This window comes from Klebsiella sp. MPUS7 (assembly GCF_009905335.1).
Taxonomy (GTDB): Bacteria; Pseudomonadota; Gammaproteobacteria; order Enterobacterales; family Enterobacteriaceae; genus Klebsiella; species Klebsiella grimontii.
Genome location: NZ_CP047604.1, coordinates 3,953,509 through 3,973,339, shown reverse-complemented (window position 1 = coordinate 3,973,339; position 19,831 = coordinate 3,953,509). Strand labels below are relative to the sequence as shown.

The following is a 19,831-nucleotide window of genomic DNA, read 5'->3' as shown; positions in this document are numbered from 1 at the left end:
GTTAATGTAAATTATTTGTTAATAAGACCAGCTGTTTTACAGGACTTATTGCGGTGGAACTGCTACTGTAATATCTCATTAGTTTTTATCTCTTCTGTCGGAAATTTCATGCTCACTACCATCATTTATCGCAGCCATATCTGCGACAACGTGTCAATTAAATCGCTTGACAGCATGGTTGCTGAAGCAAATGTAAAAAATGGCCAGGAAGAGGTGTCGGGTATTTTGCTTTTTAACGGCACCCATTTTTTTCAATTATTAGAAGGGCCTGAAGAGAAGGTCGAGGGAATTTATCGCCGTATCTGCACAGACCCGCGGCACCATAATCTTGTTGAACTACTCAGGGATCATGGTCCGACGCGGCGCTTTGGCAAAATAGGTATGGAACTCTTTGATTTACGAGAGTATGACCGCGATGAAGTGCTGCAGGTTGTGCTGGATAAAGGGACCACGAAATATCAACTCACCTATGACGACAGAGCGCTCCATTTTTTCCGTACCTTCGTGGAAGCAACGGAAAAGGAGAACTATTACGAGATTCCAGCGGCCGAAAGCTGGGATTTTGTGACGGAAGGGGAAGCCTCGTATCCTGATACGCCGCTGGCGCGGGCCGAATGCAGTTTCGCGTTCCAGCCGGTTATCGACCCGTTTGCGAAAGAGATCGTCTCCGTGGAAGCGCTGCTGCGTACCCCTTCCGGCGAATCGCCGGCGGTCTATTTTGATGGGCTGTCGCGAGAGGAAATGTACTCGACGGACCTCCTCAGCAAGCGTATTGCCTTTGCTATGGCGGGACGTCTGCGCCTGCGTGGACGCACTCTGTCGATTAACCTGCTACCGATGACGTTGGTTAATATTCCCGGGGCTGTCGAATTTCTGCTGGCGGAAATTGAATCCAATGGTTTGATTCCAGAACAAATTATCGTGGAATTCACCGAGAGTGAAGCCATTTCCCGCGTTGATGAATTCACCGATTCCGTACGAAAGCTCAAGTCCGCGGGAATTCGCGTGGCGATCGATCACTTTGGCGCCGGATTTGCCGGGCTTTTGCTGCTGGCCCAGTTTCAGCCGGACCGCATTAAGATTAATCGCCAATTGGTCAAAGATATCCATAAGCACGGCCCAAAACAGGCCATCGTGCAGGCCATTATTAAATGCTGTAATTCGCTGGAAATCGCCATTTCAGCGGTGGGCGTTGAGCAGCCGGAGGAGTGGATGTGGCTGGAGTCCGCGGGCATTATCCATTTCCAGGGTAATTTATTTGCCAGACCGTGTCTGGGGGGAATTCCCGCGGTAGCATGGCCTGAGAAAAAAACAGCGTGGGAGCTTCTTTAAATTTTTTCTGCGGTGGAGTGCATGTTTACGTAAAAAAAACGTAGTGAACGGTAAAATAATTATTCTTTTTTGACCTGTACATTGGCGTCCGACCTGTTTATTTTAACTGTACAAGAAAAGTTAATTGTACAACCTGGCTAAATTAGTTAATTTAGTCGGGAAAGTATTTTCAGGTTAGAGGGCGCTAATGGCATATTACAGCATCGGTGAAGTTGCCGAACGTTGCGGAATCAACCCCGTGACTTTGCGTGCATGGCAGCGGAGATATGGTTTGCTCAAGCCGCAGAGAAGCGAGGGAGGGCACCGCCAGTTTGACGAGGAGGACGTTCAGCGCATTGAGGAAATCAAACGCTGGATCGATCGGGGGGTTTCGGTTGGCAAGGTAAAGGCGCTACTGGAAGGCCAGCAGCCTGAATCGCACGACGCAGCCGTTCTGCTCCAGGAAGAGATGATGTCTCTTCTGCGACTTGTACAGCCCGCGAAATTACGTACCCGCATCATGTCTCTCAGCCATGAATATCCCGTAGATAAACTTATTGACCGGCTTTTTGTCCCGGTGCGCAGCAAGCTCAATCTCGATCAGAACACCTCCCTGGCCATCATCAGTATGCTGGACGGTATCCTGATTGATTGCGTGGCGCTTATTCTTGCGGAGTCGCGCAAAAAGGTGGGTAAAGAGACCCTGCTGGTTGGCTGGGGAAACGAAGATCGTACCCGGTTGTGGCTGGAAGCGTGGCGTTTATCGCAGCGCGCCTGGCACGTCAACGTGCTGGCAGAGCCGCTTGACTCTCCCCGCCCGGAATTATTCCCCGGACAGCATATTTTTGTCTGGACTGGCCGCGCGCTGACCCCTTTGCAGGCAGAATTACTGAGCCACTGGCAAAGCCAGGGCTACACTATCGAGTTTCACGGAGAGTAAGCGAGAGAGGGGGTTAGCAGCGGAACATTTTTAGAGATGTTATTCCGCCGCTTGTCTTCCCGATGCGTGACCAGGTTGGCCGTTCGGTAAACTGTCAGAAATTGCGCTGGGTCCAGGCTTTAAATGTTTCGCTGCGGCTAATATTAAAAAAATCTGTCCGGCCCGAGCAGCCAAGTTTTTTAATTAAGGTCAGGCGAATTTGATAAATTGTTTTAATATGTAAATTCAGCGACTTCCCTATATTTACCATCGCTTCGCCATCGTTCATCAGACGAATTACTTCTTTTTCACGACTGGTAAAAATAATATTTTCTGATTCCCTGTCAGGCTTCTTACCGAACAAGGTAGGGCGGAGAATAAAAGATTTTATCTCAGCCGGCGTGGCGCGCGCAGGAATTCTGTACATCGGCAGCTCGCTCAGAAAGTTTAAATCATTGCCATCGGTGAGCAGGACAAAACGAACTCTTTTGCGATCATAATGATGATTGAGCACCGCATAATAGTTATCGCTGGTGAAAAAGACATATTTTCCATGAAAACAGCCTGGTGATAACGAATCCAGTACCAGCTGTAATCCTTGACGAAGAAGGTTATTGTTAATCCAAAGATCGTAATGATTAAAAAAGTGACCTTGCTTGTCGTTGTTCATTTGTCCTCCGAGGCAGAAATGTTAATGCTGGCTTAATTTAACAAATCACATATCACGCTTAGTGATGACTTTTGGCGCGTAGCATATGCAGCGTTTGGATATATAAGTCGGCGAGAATTTCATTTTTCTCGATATTCAGGCGACGCTGCACCTCAACGATTAAACGATCGTGGCTGACGGCTTCACTCTGCGTCTGGGCCTGCACCATATGTTCGATATTTTTCAGCAAAGCCGAGTTTGCAATAAACTCTGCGGGAATGGTGTTTTTAGTCTGCATGGTATATCTCGAGTCATATTAGGCAATAAATCACCAAACAAAGATGTGGATAGCCATCATCTTTGCGATACGGTTCTTCACCATCTCAAAGGAAATGGTGCGCATTTTTTTAAATCATAAGAATGCTGTAATGCAGGATTTAAAACTTACGTAATAACTATAGTCACGATTTTCAGGATGTACAATTTTTACGAATTAATTTTGTACATTTAGTTTGTTTTTTTAACACCTCATAATAAAGCATTGTTTTTATTAGTTATTATTTGTAAAGATAATGTGAAAAACTTGTACATAGCGGCGTTCTGCGGCGAACGGGCGGTCGTGTCGATGATGGCGCGCGGGTGAGGGCGATGGAGAAGGGAGAGGGTAAAGCAAAAAGACAAAGGGGGAAGGGCTCCCCCTTTCGGTTTGAGCGTTACTGCTTCGGCTCTGCGACGACAACGCTTCCCACGCCGCGGTTGTTGTATTCCCACATGCGGTTGAAGTTCGCGTCGTTCAGGTTACGCTGCGGGTTGCCTTTGGCATCCGCGGTACCGGTGTTGCCGCTAAACGGACGGTTAGAAGCGACGGCATCAGCCCACGGTTTGGCAACATTAAAGCCTTCATTAATGACGCTATCGCGAATCACGACCTGGCCGTTGGTGTTGCCGTCAACGTCCAGAGAACGGCCCAGCTGCGCGACGTTATCGCCGGAAGCGGTAAAGCGGCTGTTCACCGCGAGGAAGCCGTAGGTCACGCTCTTCAGGGTCGCCGGAGCAAAAACGTAACCCTCTTTCTGGGTGCGTGAGTTGACCACGCGGAAGTCGGTATTATCGAACACCACCGCCCCACGGCCGGAAACGATGTCGACGTCGCCTTCTATATAGCTGTTACTGACCAGCGTACGGGTCTGACGGTTATCCTGCAGGCGGTTTTGTACGCCGCTGTTGGTCACGAAAAAGGTGTTCTGGCGGCCAAGGATGTTCACGTTGTTAATCTGCACCCGATCGCCATCGCTACGCAGCGCCACGGCCTGATGGGTGCCCGCGTCTACGCTGTCGCCGAGGTTGTTGGCGATAGTCAGGTTCTGCAGCTGGAGATCGTTGTTCTGCGACCAGAAAACCGCTGAGCACATCACACCAATGGTGGCGGTACGTTTGTTCTGGCAGCTGTCGTACATATACCAGGCCGGTTTACCCGGCATATATTTACCGCCCGGATTGACCTGATGACGCCAGGAGACCGGATCCATTTCTGAATCAATTGCGGCGCTGATTTTTACGTCAATCGGCTTCTCGCCGGTGCCGTACAGGGTCAGCGCGCCGGGTGCCGCCGGCACGTAGACGGTGCCGGCATATTCGCCCGGCATAATGGCGATAAACTGGCGACGATTAGAATGGCGGGTAATCGCTGCATCCACCGCGGCCTGAATGGTGGTGTGGGTTACCCCCTGGGTACCCGCAGGCCCAACGACAAAATCCGGCTGCGCCGGGAGGCTGATGGCGGACGGCGTCCACGCAGCGGCGTTCGGATCGAGAGACTGGAAATAGCTCGCCGGTAAAAAGTTCTTCGCCTCATCGGCGGTTAAAACAGGACGAGAGGCCGTGCCCGGCGCAGTCTGCGTTGAGGGCTGTTGATCGGCAGGCGTCGAACTACAGGCGGACAACGTCACGCCAAAGGCCAGCGCCAGCGCCAGGCGGGAAACGGAATATGTGTTCATATTGCTCCGGGCAAGAATAAATTAAGAGGATAAGTCCTTTAAAGCCTGCTGTTTTATACCAACTTAAACGAAACGGGAAGATGTAGCGCAAAAAAGTTGTTTCCTTTACATAGCGAGCGGCTGGAATGGATCGCTTTTGATCACAAATAAATAACATTCGCCGCTGTCGGGTTGACATTTCGCGCGGGATCAAAATAAATGTCTATACAACCCATGACAAGTTGACGGCTATGACACACACCCTTTCCGAACGCGTAATCTGGCGAAACGCCCGCCTTGCCACACTCGATCCCCGTTCCTCTCAGCCTTACGGGCTGCTGGATCATCATGCGCTGCTGGTACGCAACGGACGTATCGAAGCGATTGTGCCAGAAGGCGAGGCGCCCGCAGGGCAGAGTATTGACCTCGGCGGCAGACTGCTTACGCCGGGGCTGATTGATTGCCATACGCACCTGGTCTTCGGCGGCAGCCGGGCGCAGGAGTGGGAGCAGCGCCTCAACGGCGTCTCCTACCAGACCATTAGCGCCAACGGCGGCGGCATTAACGCGACCGTGCGCGCCACCCGCGATAGCAGCGAAGCCGAACTGCTGGCGCTGGCCCGGCAGCGGCTGGCTCGTCTGCTGCGCGAAGGCGTCACTACGCTCGAGATTAAATCCGGCTACGGGCTGGATCTCGCAAACGAGCGCAAAATGCTGCGGGTCGTACAGCAGCTTGCCGCGACGCATGCCGTCGAGGTTTCGCCAACGCTGCTCTCCGCCCACGCCACGCCGCCGGAATATAAAGGCGACCCGGACGGCTATATCAATCTGGTGTGTGAAACCATTCTACCCACGCTGTGGGAAGAGGGGCTATTTGAAAGCGTCGATGCCTTCTGCGAAAACGTTGGCTTTAGCCCGACGCAAACGGAACGGATTTACAGCACGGCCCAGGCATTGGGTATTCCGGTAAAAGGACACGTCGAGCAGCTCTCTTCGCTGGGCGGCGCCGAATTAGTGAGCCGCTATCACGGTCTTTCCGCCGACCATATCGAATACCTGACGCCGGAAGGCGTGGCGGCGATGAGCCGCAGCGGCACCGTGGCGGTGCTCCTGCCCGGCGCGTTCTATTTCCTTAACGAAACCCGCAGGCCGCCGGTTGAACTGCTGCGTGAATATCAGGTCCCGATGGCGGTGGCGACGGACTACAATCCCGGCACCAGCCCCTTTGCCAGCCTGCATCTGGCGATGAATATGGCCTGCGTGAAATTTGGCTTAACGCCGGAGGAGGCGTGGGCAGGCGTGACGCGTCATGCGGCGCAGGCGCTGGGCCGCCAGGCGAGCCACGGCCAGCTGGCGCCGGGCTTTGTTGCCGATTTCGCTATCTGGGATGCGGAGCATCCGGTGGAGATGGTTTATGAGCCCGGGCGCAGTCCGCTCTGGCAGCGCGTCGTTCGTGGAGAAATCGTATGAAGCTATGGCAACCTACCCCCGCCGTGCTTTGGCAGGGACGCGACGACAGCGCGGAGGCGGCCAACGCGCTGCGCCTGTTTCAGACTATCGTCCGGGCCGAGCGTTTTGAGCCGGAGATGCTGGCTGGCGACATTGCCCTGCTGGGATTCGCCTGTGATGAAGGGGTTCGGCGCAATAAAGGGCGCACCGGCGCTGAAAGGGGACCGGAAACCCTGCGCCGGGCGCTGGCCAATATGGCCAGCCATGACGGACATGACCGCTGCGTGGATATGGGGACTATCCATGTGGCGGACGACGCGCTGGAGGCAGCGCAGCAGGCGCTGCGCGAAGCGGTAACCGCCTGCCAACGCGCGGGCAAGCGTACGCTGGTCCTCGGCGGCGGTCATGAGACGGCCTTCGGCCACGGCGCCGGGGTTCTGGACGCGTTTCCCGGGGAGGAGGTCGGCATTATTAATCTTGACGCGCATCTGGATTTACGTATCGCCGACCGGGCCAGCTCCGGTACGCCATTCCGTCAGCTGGCGCTGGCCTGCGAAGCGCAGCGGCGCGCTTTTCATTACGCCTGCATCGGCGTGAGCCGCGCCGCCAATACCCAGGCGCTGCTGGACGAGGCCGCCCGCCGCGGGGTGACGATTATCGAAGATCTCGATGTGCTTAACGCTTTCGAAGCGCGAGCGATCCCGGAACTCGCGCGTAATATCGCCCGCTACGATCGCCTGTATCTGACTATCGATCTCGACGTGCTGCCCGCGCGCGAAATGCCCGCCGTCTCCGCGCCTGCCGCGCTCGGCATCCCGTTGGCCACGCTGCTGCGCATCGTCGAGCCGCTGTGCCGCAGCGGTAAGCTCCAGGCGGTGGATCTGGTGGAGTTTAACCCGCAGTACGATATTGATAGCCAGGGAGCCCGCGCGGCAGCGCGTCTGGCGTGGCAAATCGCCCATTGGTGGCAGTAGCGATTCAGTATATTCTGGACGTTTCGCGCCCATTCGCACAAGGAAGCCCGGCCATGTTCTCATCGCAACCTCGTTCCGCGCCTGCGCCTTTCTATGAAAAGGTGAAACAGGCTATCAGCGAAAAGATCCACAGCGGCGTCTGGCGTCCGCACGATCGCATTCCTTCGGAGGCGGAACTGGTGGCGCAGTTTGGCTTTAGCCGGATGACCATCAATCGGGCGCTGCGCGAACTGACTGATGAAGGCCTGCTGGTGCGATTACAGGGGGTAGGGACGTTTGTCGCAGAGCCGAAAGGGCAGTCGGCGCTGTTTGAAGTGCGCAGCATCGCCGAAGAAATTGCCTCTCGTCATCATCAGCACCGCTGTGAAGTATTGCTGCTGGAGGAAACGCAGGCCGACCTGATTCAGGCCGCGGCGCTGAACGTGGCCGCCGGTACGCGGATTTTCCATTCGCTAATGGTGCATTTTGAAAACGACGTTCCGGTACAGATTGAGGACCGCTGCGTCAACGCCGCCGTGGTGCCGGACTATCTGCGTCAGGACTATACCGCCACCACGCCCCACGACTACCTGTCGCTCATCGCCCCGCTGACCGAAGGGGAGCATATTGTCGAGGCGGTGCAGGCAACGGCTGAGGAGTGCGCGCTGTTGCACATTCACGCGCACGACCCCTGTCTGCTGATCCGCCGCCGCACCTGGTCCACTACCCATATCGTCTCCCACGCGCGTCTGCTTTTCCCCGGCAGCCGCTACCGTCTGCAGGGCCATTTTGCTTCCTGATCTTCCTGCGCGTCGGCAAAACGTGATTGCTGACGCAATATAACAAAAATGTATCATTTGTGTTAAATCCTGGCTTGCGCATGCTTGTATAGACAAGTATATGTATCTACGTACACAACGTTAATTGTCAGGAGAAACCCCCGATGTCGCAAAGCAAATACCGCCAGCAGGACGTCCGTGCACCGCGTGGCACGACGCTAAATGCGAAGAGCTGGCTGACCGAAGCTCCGCTGCGTATGCTCATGAATAACCTCGATCCGGATGTCGCCGAAAACCCGCATGAGCTGGTGGTGTACGGCGGTATCGGGCGCGCGGCGCGCAACTGGGAATGCTACGACGCCATCGTGAAGGCGCTGAAAAACCTGGAGAGCGACGAAACCCTGCTGGTGCAGTCCGGTAAGCCGGTGGGCGTATTCAAAACCCATGAAAATTCGCCGCGGGTGCTGATCGCCAACTCCAACCTGGTGCCGCACTGGGCAACCTGGGAACACTTTAACGAACTGGATGCTAAAGGGCTGGCGATGTACGGTCAGATGACCGCCGGCAGCTGGATCTATATCGGCAGCCAGGGCATCGTGCAGGGCACCTATGAAACCTTTGTTGAAGCCGGGCGCCAGCACTACCAGGGCAGCCTGAAGGGGCGCTGGGTATTAACAGCAGGTCTGGGCGGCATGGGCGGCGCGCAGCCGCTGGCCGCGACCTTAGCGGGCGCCTGCTCGCTGAATATTGAATGCCAGCAGAGCCGTATCGATTTCCGCCTGCGTACCCGCTACGTTGACGAACAGGCGACGTCGCTGGATGACGCCCTGGCGCGCATCAAAAAATACACCGCCGAAGGCCGGGCGATCTCAATCGCCCTGTGCGGCAACGCGGCCGACATCGTGCCGGAAATGGTCAAGCGCGGCGTGCGCCCGGATATGGTGACCGATCAGACCAGCGCCCACGACCCGCTGCACGGCTATTTGCCGAAAGGCTGGAGCTGGGAAGAGTACCAGGCTAAAGCTGAGTCGGACCCGCAGGGCACTATCCTGGCGGCGAAGCGCTCAATGGCTGACCACGTTCAGGCGATGCTGGCTTTCCACGACATGGGCGTGCCGACGTTTGACTACGGGAATAACATTCGCCAGATGGCCCAGGAGATGGGCGTTGACAACGCGTTTGCTTTCCCCGGTTTTGTACCCGCCTATATCCGCCCGCTGTTCTGCCGCGGCATCGGCCCGTTCCGCTGGGTGGCCCTGTCCGGCGACCCGCAGGACATCTATAAAACCGACGCTAAAGTGAAAGAGATTGTTAAAGACGATAAGCACCTGCACCACTGGCTGGATATGGCGCGCGAGCGTATCAGCTTCCAGGGACTACCGGCGCGTATCTGCTGGGTAGGCCTCGAGTGGCGGCAGAAGCTGGGGCTGGCGTTTAACGAAATGGTGCGCAGCGGCGAACTCTCCGCGCCTATTGTCATTGGCCGCGACCACCTTGACTCCGGCTCCGTTGCCAGCCCGAACCGCGAAACGGAAGCGATGCGCGATGGTTCCGACGCCGTTTCCGACTGGCCGCTGCTCAACGCTTTGCTTAACACCGCCAGCGGCGCGACCTGGGTGTCGCTGCACCACGGCGGCGGGGTAGGGATGGGCTTTTCGCAGCACTCCGGCATGGTTATCGTCTGCGACGGTACCGATGAAGCGGCGGCGCGTATCGCCCGGGTGCTGCACAACGATCCGGCGACCGGCGTGATGCGCCATGCCGATGCGGGTTATGATATCGCGATTGAGTGCGCGACAGAACAAGGTTTGAATCTTCCGATGGTGGCAGCAACGCAGGGGCACGCTAAATGAACGCTTTAACACTGATTCCGGGTCAACTCAGCCTGTCGCAGCTGCGCGACGTCTACAGTCAGCCGCTAAAGCTCGCCCTCGACGAAAGCGCGTTCGCGGCGATTGATGACAGCGTCGCCTGCGTTAACGCCATTCTGGCGGAAGGCCGCACGGCCTACGGCATCAACACCGGTTTTGGCCTGCTGGCGCAAACCCGCATCTCTACCGAAGACCTGGAAAACCTGCAGCGCTCGCTGGTGCTGTCGCACGCGGCGGGAGTAGGCGAACCGCTGGATGACGACCTCGCGCGTCTGATTATGGTGCTGAAAATTAACAGCCTGTCGCGCGGTTTTTCCGGGATTCGCCTGAGCGTGATCCAGGCGCTGATTGGCCTGGTCAACGCGGGCGTGACGCCGTGGATCCCAGCGAAGGGATCGGTCGGCGCGTCCGGCGATCTCGCGCCGCTGGCGCATATGTCCTTAACCCTGCTTGGCGAAGGGAAAGCGCGGGTGCGCGGCGGGGAGTGGCTGCCGGCAACGGAAGCGCTGCGTCAGGCGGGGCTTGAGCCGATTACTCTGGCGGCGAAAGAGGGGTTGGCGCTGCTCAACGGCACCCAGGCCTCGACGGCGTTTGCCCTGCGCGGCCTGTTCGAAGCCGAAGATCTATTCTCTTCCGCGGTGGTCTGCGGGGCGTTAACCACCGAGGCGGCGCTCGGGTCGCGCCGGCCGTTTGACCCGCGCATTCATGAAGCGCGCGGCCAGCGCGGGCAGATTGACGCCGCGGCGCTCTATCGCCATCTGCTGACCGACGACAGCGCTATTTCCCAGTCGCACCATAACTGCACCAAGGTGCAGGACCCGTATTCTCTGCGCTGTCAGCCGCAGGTGATGGGGGCCTGCCTGACCCAGCTTCGCCAGGCGGCGGAGGTGCTGCTGGTGGAAGCCAACGCGGTATCCGACAACCCGCTGGTATTTGCCAGCGAGAATGACGTGATTTCCGGCGGTAACTTCCACGCCGAACCGGTGGCGATGGCGGCGGATAATATCGCGCTGGCGATTGCCGAGATCGGCTCGCTTTCCGAGCGCCGCATCGCCCTGATGATGGACAGCCATATGTCGCAGCTGCCGCCGTTCCTCGTGAAAAACGGCGGCGTCAACTCCGGCTTTATGATTGCCCAGGTGACGGCGGCGGCGCTGGCCAGCGAGAACAAAGCGCTGTCGCATCCGCACAGCGTGGACAGTCTGCCGACCTCCGCCAACCAGGAGGACCACGTTTCCATGGCGCCAGCCGCCGGGCGTCGCCTGTGGGCGATGGCGGAAAATACCCGCGGCGTGCTGGCCGTTGAGTGGCTGGCTTCCGTACAGGGGCTGGATATGCGCAAAGGCCTGACCAGTAGCCCGCTGCTGGAAGAGGCGCGGCACCTGCTGCGCGAACGGGTGACCCATTACACCGAGGATCGTTTCTTCGCCCCGGATATCGAAAACGCCATTGCGCTTCTGGCGGCGCGTCATCTGACGCGGCTGCTGCCCGCCGTGCTCTAAATCATCGCTGTTCTCTGTACCCGCGCCGGGAGGATCGCTTCTTCCCGGCCGCCCTACACGCATATTTGTCGTCGTATAAAAACTATCAGGACACTTGCATATGCAACAACAAAACAAGCCACACCTGCTGCGCGGGCTGAACGCCCGGCACATTCGTTTTATCGCGCTCGGCTCCGCCATCGGTACCGGGCTGTTTTACGGCTCGGCATCGGCGATCAAAGCCGCGGGTCCGGCGGTACTGCTGGCCTATCTGATCGGCGGCGCGGCGGTGTTTATCGTGATGCGCGCGCTGGGGGAAATGGCGGTGCGTAACCCCGTTTCCGGCTCCTTCAGCAGCTACGCGCGCCAGTATCTTGGCCCGCTGGCGGGGTTTATCACCGGCTGGACCTACACTTTTGAAATGGTGATCGTCGCCCTCGCGGACGTTACCGCTTTCGGCATCTATATGGGGCTGTGGTATCCCGATGTTCCGCGCTGGATCTGGGTGCTGAGCATTATCTTTTTTATCGGCGCCATGAACCTGTGCAGCGTGCGCGTTTTTGGCGAGATGGAGTTCTGGCTGTCGTTGATTAAAGTGGTGGCGATTATCGCCATGATTGTGGCGGGCGGCAGTATTATTTTCTTCGGGTTCGGTAACGCTTTCCCGGCAACCGGGCTGGAGAACCTATGGAGCCATGGCGGCTTTGCCCCTAACGGCTGGGAGGGGATTATTGCCTCGCTCGGTATCGTGATGTTCGCCTTTGGCGGCGTCGAGATTATCGGCGTGACCGCGGCGGAAGCGAAGAATCCGCAGAAGGTGATCCCGCAGGCGATCAACACTATCCCGCTGCGTATCGTGCTGTTCTATGTCTGCACCCTGGCCATTCTGATGGCGATATTCCCGTGGAACAGCTTCGGCGAGCGGGGCAGTCCGTTCGTGCTGATTTTTGATGGTCTGGGTATTCCAGCGGCGGCCACCATCCTGAATATCATCGTCATCAGCGCCAGTATTTCGGCGATCAACAGCGATATTTTCGGCGCGGGGCGCATGATGTACGGTATGGCGAAAGAGGGGCTGGCGCCGAAGAGCTTCCAGCGTATCGCCAGCAACGGCGTGCCGTGGATGACGGTGGTGGTGATGGGCGTGGCGCTGCTGGCGGCGGTGGTGCTGAACTACCTGATGCCGGAGCAGGTGTTTGTGCTGATTGCCTCACTGGCGGCCTTCGCGACGGTATGGGTCTGGGTGATGATCCTGCTGGCTCACTTTGCGATGCGTCGCGGCCTGTCCGCTGAAGAGCGCGGCAATATCGCGTTCCCGGTGCCGTTGTGGCCGGTTGCGCCGCTGCTGACGCTGCTGTTTATGGGGCTGGTCATCGCGGTGCTGGGAATGGTGGAGGAGACGCGGATTGCGCTGATCGCCGGTCTGGTATGGCTTGGACTGCTGACGGCGGTGTGGTTTGCGCGGGTGCGCAAAAACGCCGTGCTGGCGGTGACGGAGTCGTGATTGTTTTGGTTTACCCGGGTTGCGGCTGACGCCTTACCCGGGCTACCCAATCGCACTCACCTGTAGCCTGGATAAGGCGTTTACGCCGCCATCCGGGGATTAGCTAAACAGGGCGGTAATCGATGCGCTGCCGAGGCTGTGGAAATGGACGTTAAAGCCGACCATCGCGCCGCTTGCGCCCTCATCGACGGCAATCTTTTCGACGTCCAGCGCGTGGACGGTAAAGATATAGCGATGGGTCTCGCCCTTTGGCGGCGCCGCGCCGCCGTATCCGGCCTGGCCAAAATCGGTGCGGGTCTGAATCGCTTCTTCGGGCAGTTCGGCCTGTCCGGAGCCCGCTCCCTGCGGTAGCACGCGGGTATCGGCCGGCAGGTTGGCCACTACCCAGTGCCACCAGCCGGAGCCGGTCGGCGCATCGGGATCGAAACAGGTCACCACAAAGCTTTTGGTTCCGGCCGGGACATCGTCCCACGCCAGATGCGGCGAAATATTATCGCCATCGTAGCCCATGCCGTTGAAGACATGACGATTGGGCAGCTTCTCGCCATCCTGCAAATCATGACTGATTAATTTCATCGTCTTTCCTCGCATTAATTCACTGATTAGCAAAGAAGTGTAGCGTGTGAGCCGCGCCTTTACCGTCTCTTATTCGCTAAAAAATGTTTCATCCTGAACAGCGATGTTAACCGCCCGCGTCAGGCGGCTCAGCTGCTCCGGCGTAATGATGTACGGCGGCATCAGGTAGATCAGGCGACCGAACGGGCGGATCCACACGCCTTGCTCGACGAAAAAGCGCTGCAGGGCGGCCATGTTGACCGATCGATGCGTCTCGACCACGCCAATCGCTCCCAGTACCCGCACGTCGGCAACCTGCTCTGATTCGCGCGCCGGCGCCAGCTCGGCGTTGAGCTGCGCTTCAATGGCCGCCACCTGCTGCTGCCATTCGCCGCTTTCCAGCAGGCGCAGGCTCTCGGTCGCCACCGCGCAGGCCAGCGGGTTACCCATAAAGGTCGGGCCGTGCATAAAGCAGCCGGCTTGACCGTCGCTGATGGTTTCCGCCACCTGACGGGTGGTGAGGGTGGCGGAGAGCGTCATGGTGCCGCCGGTCAGCGCTTTGCCGAGGCACAGAATATCCGCCGCGATACCCGCGTGCTCGCAGGCGAACAGCTTACCCGTCCGGCCAAAGCCGGTGGCAATCTCATCGGCAATCAGCAGAATGCCTTCGCGATCGCACATCTTGCGGATCCGCCTGAGCCACTCGGGATGGTACATCCGCATGCCGCCCGCGCCCTGGACAATCGGCTCGAGGATCACCGCGGCGATTTCATGACGATGGGCGGCCATCAGTCGGGCGAACGGCACGATATCCCGCTCATCCCACTCGCCGTCAAAGCGGCTTTGCGGCGCCGGGGCGAAGAGATTATCGGGTAAATAACCCTGCCACAGGCTGTGCATTGAGTTCGCCGGATCGCAGACCGACATCGCGCCGAAGGTATCGCCATGATAGCCGTTGCGGAAGGTGAGAAAGCGCCGGCGCGGGTCGCCCTTCGCCTGCCAGTACTGAAGCGCCATTTTCATCGCCACTTCAACGGCGACGGAACCGGAATCGGCGAGGAATACGCACTCAAGGCTTTCCGGCGTCATCGCCACCAGCTGGCGGCACAGGGCGATCGCGGGAGGGTGAACGATCCCGCCGAACATCACGTGCGACATCTGCTCAATCTGCGCTTTCATCGCCGCGTTCAGCCGCGGGTGGTTGTAGCCGTGAATGGCCGCCCACCAGGACGACATGCCGTCAACCAGCTGCCCGCCGTCGGCGAGGGTCAGCTCACAGCCGTGGGCGGCCACCACCGGATAGACCGGCAGCGGCGAAGTCATTGAAGTGTAAGGGTGCCAGATGTGGCGCCGATCGAAAGCGAGATCGTCCATTGTCATAATCGACTTGTAAACCATTTTGAAAACATTTAGGTTTACGAGTATAAACCGAACCGACAATTAACAAAACCCTTTGGAGAGGCTAATGGCTCACCACCCACGCTGGACAATGTCGCAAGTCACTGAGTTATTTAATAAACCATTTTTGGACCTGCTGTTTGAAGCGCAGCAGATCCATCGTCAGCACTTTGACCCGCGCCAGGTTCAGGTCAGCACGCTGCTGTCGATTAAAACCGGTGCCTGCCCGGAAGACTGCAAATACTGCCCGCAAAGCGCACGCTATAAAACCGGCCTTGAATCCGAACGCCTGATGGAAGTTGAACAGGTGCTGGAGTCGGCGCGACAGGCGAAACAAGCCGGTTCAACCCGCTTCTGCATGGGGGCGGCGTGGAAGAACCCTAACGACCGCGATATGCCGTATCTTGAGCAGATGGTGAAAGGGGTGAAAGCGCTGGGGCTGGAAGCCTGCATGACCCTCGGTACGCTCGACGATAGCCAGGCGCAGCGCCTGGCCGGCGCCGGTCTGGATTATTACAACCACAACCTTGATACCTCGCCGGAATTCTACGGCAATATCATCACCACCCGTACCTACCAGGAGCGCCTGGACACCCTCGACAAGGTGCGCGATGCCGGGATTAAAGTGTGCTCCGGCGGGATTGTCGGGCTTGGCGAAACGGTTAAAGACCGCGCCGGGCTGCTGCTGCAGCTGGCCAATCTGCCGACGCCGCCGGAAAGCGTGCCGATCAACATGCTGGTGAAGGTTAAAGGCACGCCGCTGGCGGACAACGACGACGTGGACGCCTTTGATTTTATCCGCACTATCGCCATTGCGCGCATCATGATGCCGACCTCGCACGTGCGTCTCTCCGCCGGGCGCGAACAGATGAACGAACAGACCCAGGCGATGTGCTTTATGGCCGGAGCGAACTCGATTTTCTACGGCTGCAAGCTGCTGACCACGCCAAACCCGGAAGAGGACAAAGACCTGCAGTTGTTCCGCAAGCTGGGGATTAACCCGCAGCAGACCGCGGTGCTGGAAGGCGATAACGCCCAGCAGCAGCGCCTGGAGCAGGCGCTGATGAATCCGGATACCGAGGAATATTACAACGCGGCGGCGCTATGAGCTGGCAGCACCGCATCGAGCTGGCGCTGGAGGAGCGGCGGGCGGCGGATGCCTTGCGCAGTCGCCTGCCGGTGACGCTGGGCGCAGGACGCTGGCTCAGCCGCGAAGGACGGCGCTGGCTCAATTTTTCCAGCAACGATTATCTTGGCCTCAGCCAGCATCCGGCTATTGTCAAAGCCTGGCAGCAGGGCGCGGAGCGCTACGGCGTCGGCAGCGGCGGCTCCGGCCACGTCAGCGGCTATAGCGAGGCGCACCGCGCGCTGGAGGAGCAGCTGGCCGACTGGCTGGGCTATCCGCGCGCGCTGCTGTTTATTTCCGGCTTTGCTGCGAACCAGGCGGTGATTGCCGCGCTGGCGGGCAAAGAGGATCGGATTGTCGCCGACCGTCTCAGCCACGCGTCGCTGCTGGAAGCCGCCAGCCTGAGTCCGGCGCAGCTGCGGCGCTTTCAGCACAATGACTGCCGCCATCTTGACGAGTTGCTGGCGAAACCGCTTACCGGCCAGCAGCTGGTGGTGACCGAAGGCATTTTTAGCATGGACGGCGATAGCGCGCCGCTGGCGGAGGTGTGCCAGGCGGCGCGGGCCGCGGGCGCGCTTCTGCTGGTTGACGACGCGCACGGTATCGGCGCGCTCGGCGAAGAGGGGCGCGGCAGTTGCCATACGCAGCAGGTACGCCCGGATCTGCTTATCGTCACCTTCGGGAAAGCGTTTGGCGTCAGCGGCGCGGCGGTGCTGTGCAGCGAGGCGCTGGCGGATTATCTGCTGCAGTTTGCCCGCCATCTGATTTACAGCACCGCCATGCCCCCGGCGCAGGCGGTGGCGCTGAGCGCCGCGCTGGAGGTTATTCGCGGCGACGAGGGTCAGGCGCGGCGGGAAACGCTGGCCGGCCATATCGCCGACTTTCGCCGGGGAATGACCCGCTATCCCGGCGAACTCACCGATTCTGGCAGCGCGATTCAGCCGCTGATTGTCGGCGACAACGCCCGCGCGCTGCGGCTGGCCGCCCGCCTGCGCGAGGAAGGCTGCTGGGCGACGGCAATCCGCCCGCCGACGGTCCCCGTCGGCAGCGCGCGGCTGCGCCTGACGCTGACGGCGGCCCATAAATCCGCCGATATCGCCCGCCTGCTGGAGGTGCTGCATGACGGCGGTGAATAAGCGCGCCATCGCGGCGGCGTTTGGCCGCGCGGCGGGGCATTACACCCAGCACGACGAATTACAGCGTCTAAGCGCCTCTCTGCTGCTGGAACAGCTCGATATCAAGACCTTTCCTGAAGTGCTGGACGCGGGCTGCGGCCCCGGCAGCATCAGCCGTTTCTGGCGCGATGCAGGGAGCCGGGTGACGGCGCTGGATCTTTCCGTCGACATGCTGGCGGAAGCCCGCCGCGGAAACTGCGCGCACCGCTACGTCGAGGGCGACATCGAAGCGCTCCCGCTGGCGGACGGCAGCGTTGACCTGGCGTGGAGCAACCTTGCGGTTCAGTGGTGCGACAATCTCGCTACCGCCATTGATGAGCTGTCCCGGGTGGTACGCCCCGGCGGGCGCGTCGCGTTTAGTACGCTGCTGTCTGGTTCATTGCCGGAGCTCAATCAGGCCTGGCGAGCCATCGATGCGCGGCCGCACGCCAACCGTTTTCTCAGCGAGCAGGCGGTGCGTCAGGCGCTGGCCGGTCGCCGCGCCAGCGGCCACGTCCACGCCATCACGCTGCCGTTTGCCGACGCGCTCAGCGCGATGCGCTCGCTTAAAGGCATTGGCGCGACCCATCTACACCACGGGCGCGGCGCAGCTACGCTCAGCCGCGGCAAGCTGCGGCAGCTTCAGCTCGCCTGGCCGCAGCAGCAGGGCCAGTGTCCGCTGACGTATCATCTTTTCACAGGAGTTATCGAACGTGATTAAACGTTTTTTCGTTACCGGTACCGACACCGAAGTGGGTAAAACCGTCGCCAGCTGCGCTCTGCTACAGGCGGCCAACCGCGAAGGATTTAAGAGCGCGGGCTACAAACCGGTGGCTTCCGGCAGCGAATATACGCCGCAGGGGCTGCGCAACGAGGATGCGCTGGCTTTACAGCGCAATAGCCGGGTGGCGCTACGCTACGAGCAGGTCAACCCGTTTACCTTTGCTGAGCCGACGTCACCGCATATTATCAGCGCTGAAGAAGGGAGGCCGATCGACGCCGCCGCGATCTCTACAGGCCTGCGCGGTCTGGAAGCGCTGTCTGACTGGCTGCTGGTGGAAGGGGCGGGGGGCTGGTTTACGCCGCTTTCGCAGACGCTGACCTTTGCCGATTGGGTACGGGAAGAGCGGCTGCCGGTGATTTTAGTGGTTGGCGTTAAGTTGGGGTGCATCAACCATGCGATGCTTACCGCTCAGGCGGTGCTTCAGGCCGGGCTGCCGCTGGCGGGTTGGATAGCCAATGATATCCAGCCGCCGGGCAGGCGCCACTCTGAGTATCTGGCGACGCTGAAGCGCGTACTGCCCGCGCCGTTGCTCGGCGAGATCCCGTGGCTGGCGAATGCGGTTCAGCGTGAGGATCTGGGGCAGTATCTCGACCTCAGCGCGCTGGATCGGGCGTCATCCACTTCGCCAGCAGCGGAGTATCCAGCTGGTTAACGTCGCCCTGAGCGACGCTGCGTCCGCAGTGCAGTAGACAGAAACGATCCGCCACCCGGCGAATAAACGGCAGATGCTGTTCGGCGATCAGCACCGTCAGGCCAATATCGCGGTTCAGGCGCATCAGTAAATCCCCGAGCTTGTGCAGGAAACGCTGGCCGCCGCCGCGCGAAGGCTCGTCGAGGATCAGCAGGCGCGGGCGGGTTATCAGCGCTCTCGCCAGCGCCAGCTGGTACTGGTCGTCGGCGGTCAGGGTAATCCCTTTACTTTGCCGCAGAGCGTACAGCTCGGGAAACAGATCGTAAATCTCTCCGGCGACCGCTGACGCCGGTTCGCCGCCCGCCGCGAGGGCGATATGCAGATTTTCCTCGACGCTCAGCTGCGAAAAGATCCGTTTATCCTGCGGGACGTAGCCAATGCCGATGGCGCTGCGCGACTGCGCGGAGAGCGGCATCAGGTCATAGGGCGCCGATCCGCCGTCCTGCCAGGTCATACTGCCGCTGGCCACCGGCAGATGGCCGGTAATGCAGTTGACGAGCGTGGTTTTACCCATCCCCTGAAGCCCCATTACGCAGGTGCATTTACCGGGCCTGAGCTCGAGGTCGACATTCCACAGCGTGTGCTGGCTTCCGTAATAGTGATTCACGGCACGTAGACTCAACATAGACGTTTTCTCCTTTCCTGGGATAGCAGGCGACAAGAAGATTCTGCAAATCTCTTGCCAGGAAAAAGAACTCTCGGTATTTGCTGGTCTATACAGGTGCTGCCGGGCGAAAGCGGATCGACCTTGCACTTTCCCGGTGCCCGCGCGCTGAAATGTGGTGCAAAAAATCTCGCTGCTCTTCGTCGATAAACAGCAAAAAAAATTCAATTAATTTTTTTCGCGACGGTTTTTGCCGAGGCGATCGGTTTTGTGCGGGTGGCACGGGTCATGGGCTGCAGACAGTTATCCACTATTCCTGTGGATAACCTTGTGCATTAGAGTTAGAAAACTTGCGGTAAGCTAGAGAGTACGCGGCCTGCGGGCGAATTGGCGCGAAACCCGTCTTTTATTAAATTATATTAAATATCAATTGATTAGATAAAAGCAATGCCTGTAAGAAAAGTGTCACCGGCTGCCATAAAACATTCATCCTCTCGCTTGACAAATGTTAAATGACAATACTTTTTGGGGATAACCCTACAGAGTGGCGGATTATCCCGTAAAGCGCTTTTTATTTGCCCATGTTGGCGGTAAAAAGCGCGAATTAGCCCGGATACGATAATAGGGT

At 58.7% G+C, this 19,831-nt stretch carries 18 protein-coding genes; 12 read left to right on the top strand and 6 right to left on the bottom strand.

Annotated elements, in window-relative coordinates:
• The first annotated feature begins 108 nt into the window (after window positions 1-108).
• Both GUC22_RS18580 and GUC22_RS18575 read left to right on the top strand, forming a co-directional pair.
• Window positions 109-1,332: a diguanylate phosphodiesterase gene (locus tag GUC22_RS18580; RefSeq protein ID WP_024360154.1), complete on the top strand. Its 1,224-nt coding sequence runs from the start codon at window positions 109-111 to the stop codon at window positions 1,330-1,332.
• 187 nt (window positions 1,333-1,519) lie between these two features.
• The gene (locus tag GUC22_RS18575; RefSeq protein WP_004134962.1) at window positions 1,520-2,251 is read left to right on the top strand and encodes a MerR family transcriptional regulator; all 732 of its coding nucleotides are present in this window, start codon (window positions 1,520-1,522) and stop codon (window positions 2,249-2,251) included.
• Between the two features lie 94 nt (window positions 2,252-2,345).
• On the opposite strand, the gene GUC22_RS18570 is transcribed toward GUC22_RS18575, so the two are convergent.
• The 3 genes from GUC22_RS18570 to GUC22_RS18560 form a co-directional block, all read right to left on the bottom strand.
• Window positions 2,346-2,900 carry a LuxR C-terminal-related transcriptional regulator gene (locus GUC22_RS18570; protein WP_004134961.1) on the bottom strand — a complete coding sequence of 185 codons (555 nt, stop codon included), beginning with the start codon at window positions 2,898-2,900 and terminating at the stop codon, window positions 2,346-2,348.
• A 58-nt stretch (window positions 2,901-2,958) separates the two neighbouring features.
• Window positions 2,959-3,177, bottom strand: coding sequence for a hypothetical protein (locus GUC22_RS18565; RefSeq protein ID WP_004134960.1), 219 nt, complete (start codon window positions 3,175-3,177; stop codon window positions 2,959-2,961).
• Between the two features lie 415 nt (window positions 3,178-3,592).
• Window positions 3,593-4,876: a putative acyl-CoA thioester hydrolase gene (locus tag GUC22_RS18560; protein ID WP_004134959.1), complete on the bottom strand. Its 1,284-nt coding sequence runs from the start codon at window positions 4,874-4,876 to the stop codon at window positions 3,593-3,595.
• Between the two features lie 230 nt (window positions 4,877-5,106).
• Between GUC22_RS18560 and hutI the strand changes: the two genes are divergently transcribed.
• The 6 genes from hutI to GUC22_RS18530 all read left to right on the top strand — a co-directional run bounded on the left by hutI (window position 5,107) and on the right by GUC22_RS18530 (window position 12,891).
• Window positions 5,107-6,324 (top strand): imidazolonepropionase, encoded by a 1,218-nt coding sequence (gene hutI, locus GUC22_RS18555; RefSeq protein WP_004134958.1) that lies wholly within the window; start codon window positions 5,107-5,109, stop codon window positions 6,322-6,324.
• A complete protein-coding gene (gene hutG, locus GUC22_RS18550) occupies window positions 6,321-7,277 on the top strand; it encodes a formimidoylglutamase (protein WP_160183715.1) in 957 nt (318 codons plus the stop codon). The genes hutI and hutG overlap by 4 nt, the downstream gene beginning before the upstream one ends.
• A gap of 53 nt (window positions 7,278-7,330) precedes the next feature.
• The gene (locus GUC22_RS18545; protein WP_004134948.1) at window positions 7,331-8,056 is read left to right on the top strand and encodes a histidine utilization repressor; all 726 of its coding nucleotides are present in this window, start codon (window positions 7,331-7,333) and stop codon (window positions 8,054-8,056) included.
• 143 nt (window positions 8,057-8,199) lie between these two features.
• Complete coding sequence (gene hutU, locus GUC22_RS27450) at window positions 8,200-9,888, top strand: urocanate hydratase (protein ID WP_024360150.1); 1,689 nt, start codon at window positions 8,200-8,202, stop codon at window positions 9,886-9,888.
• Window positions 9,885-11,408, top strand: a complete 1,524-nt coding sequence (gene hutH, locus GUC22_RS18535; protein ID WP_116943975.1) for a histidine ammonia-lyase — start codon at window positions 9,885-9,887, stop codon at window positions 11,406-11,408. Before hutU ends, hutH begins: the two co-directional genes overlap by 4 nt.
• A 100-nt stretch (window positions 11,409-11,508) precedes the next feature.
• Window positions 11,509-12,891 (top strand): amino acid permease, encoded by a 1,383-nt coding sequence (locus GUC22_RS18530; protein WP_024360148.1) that lies wholly within the window; start codon window positions 11,509-11,511, stop codon window positions 12,889-12,891.
• 99 nt (window positions 12,892-12,990) lie between these two features.
• Here the strand turns inward: GUC22_RS18530 and GUC22_RS18525 are convergent, their stop codons facing one another.
• Together GUC22_RS18525 and bioA are read right to left on the bottom strand one after the other, a co-directional pair.
• Window positions 12,991-13,467: a kinase inhibitor gene (locus tag GUC22_RS18525; RefSeq protein WP_004132457.1), complete on the bottom strand. Its 477-nt coding sequence runs from the start codon at window positions 13,465-13,467 to the stop codon at window positions 12,991-12,993.
• Between the two features lie 69 nt (window positions 13,468-13,536).
• Window positions 13,537-14,826: an adenosylmethionine--8-amino-7-oxononanoate transaminase gene (gene bioA, locus GUC22_RS18520; RefSeq protein WP_064343381.1), complete on the bottom strand. Its 1,290-nt coding sequence runs from the start codon at window positions 14,824-14,826 to the stop codon at window positions 13,537-13,539.
• Between the two features lie 85 nt (window positions 14,827-14,911).
• Between bioA and bioB the strand changes: the two genes are divergently transcribed.
• From bioB to bioD, 4 genes are read left to right on the top strand one after another with little or no spacing between them, the layout of a single operon-like run.
• Window positions 14,912-15,952, top strand: coding sequence for a biotin synthase BioB (gene bioB, locus GUC22_RS18515; RefSeq protein ID WP_049090097.1), 1,041 nt, complete (start codon window positions 14,912-14,914; stop codon window positions 15,950-15,952).
• Window positions 15,949-17,106 carry an 8-amino-7-oxononanoate synthase gene (gene bioF / locus GUC22_RS18510; RefSeq protein WP_064371852.1) on the top strand — a complete coding sequence of 386 codons (1,158 nt, stop codon included), beginning with the start codon at window positions 15,949-15,951 and terminating at the stop codon, window positions 17,104-17,106. Before bioB ends, bioF begins: the two co-directional genes overlap by 4 nt.
• On the top strand, window positions 17,090-17,845 hold the full coding sequence (bioC, locus tag GUC22_RS18505; protein ID WP_116943976.1) for a malonyl-ACP O-methyltransferase BioC: 756 nt from the start codon (window positions 17,090-17,092) through the stop codon (window positions 17,843-17,845). Before bioF ends, bioC begins: the two co-directional genes overlap by 17 nt.
• Window positions 17,838-18,560: a dethiobiotin synthase gene (bioD, locus tag GUC22_RS18500; protein WP_004135266.1), complete on the top strand. Its 723-nt coding sequence runs from the start codon at window positions 17,838-17,840 to the stop codon at window positions 18,558-18,560. The genes bioC and bioD overlap by 8 nt, the downstream gene beginning before the upstream one ends.
• On the opposite strand, the gene GUC22_RS18495 is transcribed toward bioD, so the two are convergent.
• Complete coding sequence (locus GUC22_RS18495) at window positions 18,502-19,224, bottom strand: ABC transporter ATP-binding protein (protein ID WP_004135264.1); 723 nt, start codon at window positions 19,222-19,224, stop codon at window positions 18,502-18,504. The genes bioD and GUC22_RS18495 overlap by 59 nt on opposite strands.
• Window positions 19,225-19,831: the final 607 nt, after the last annotated feature.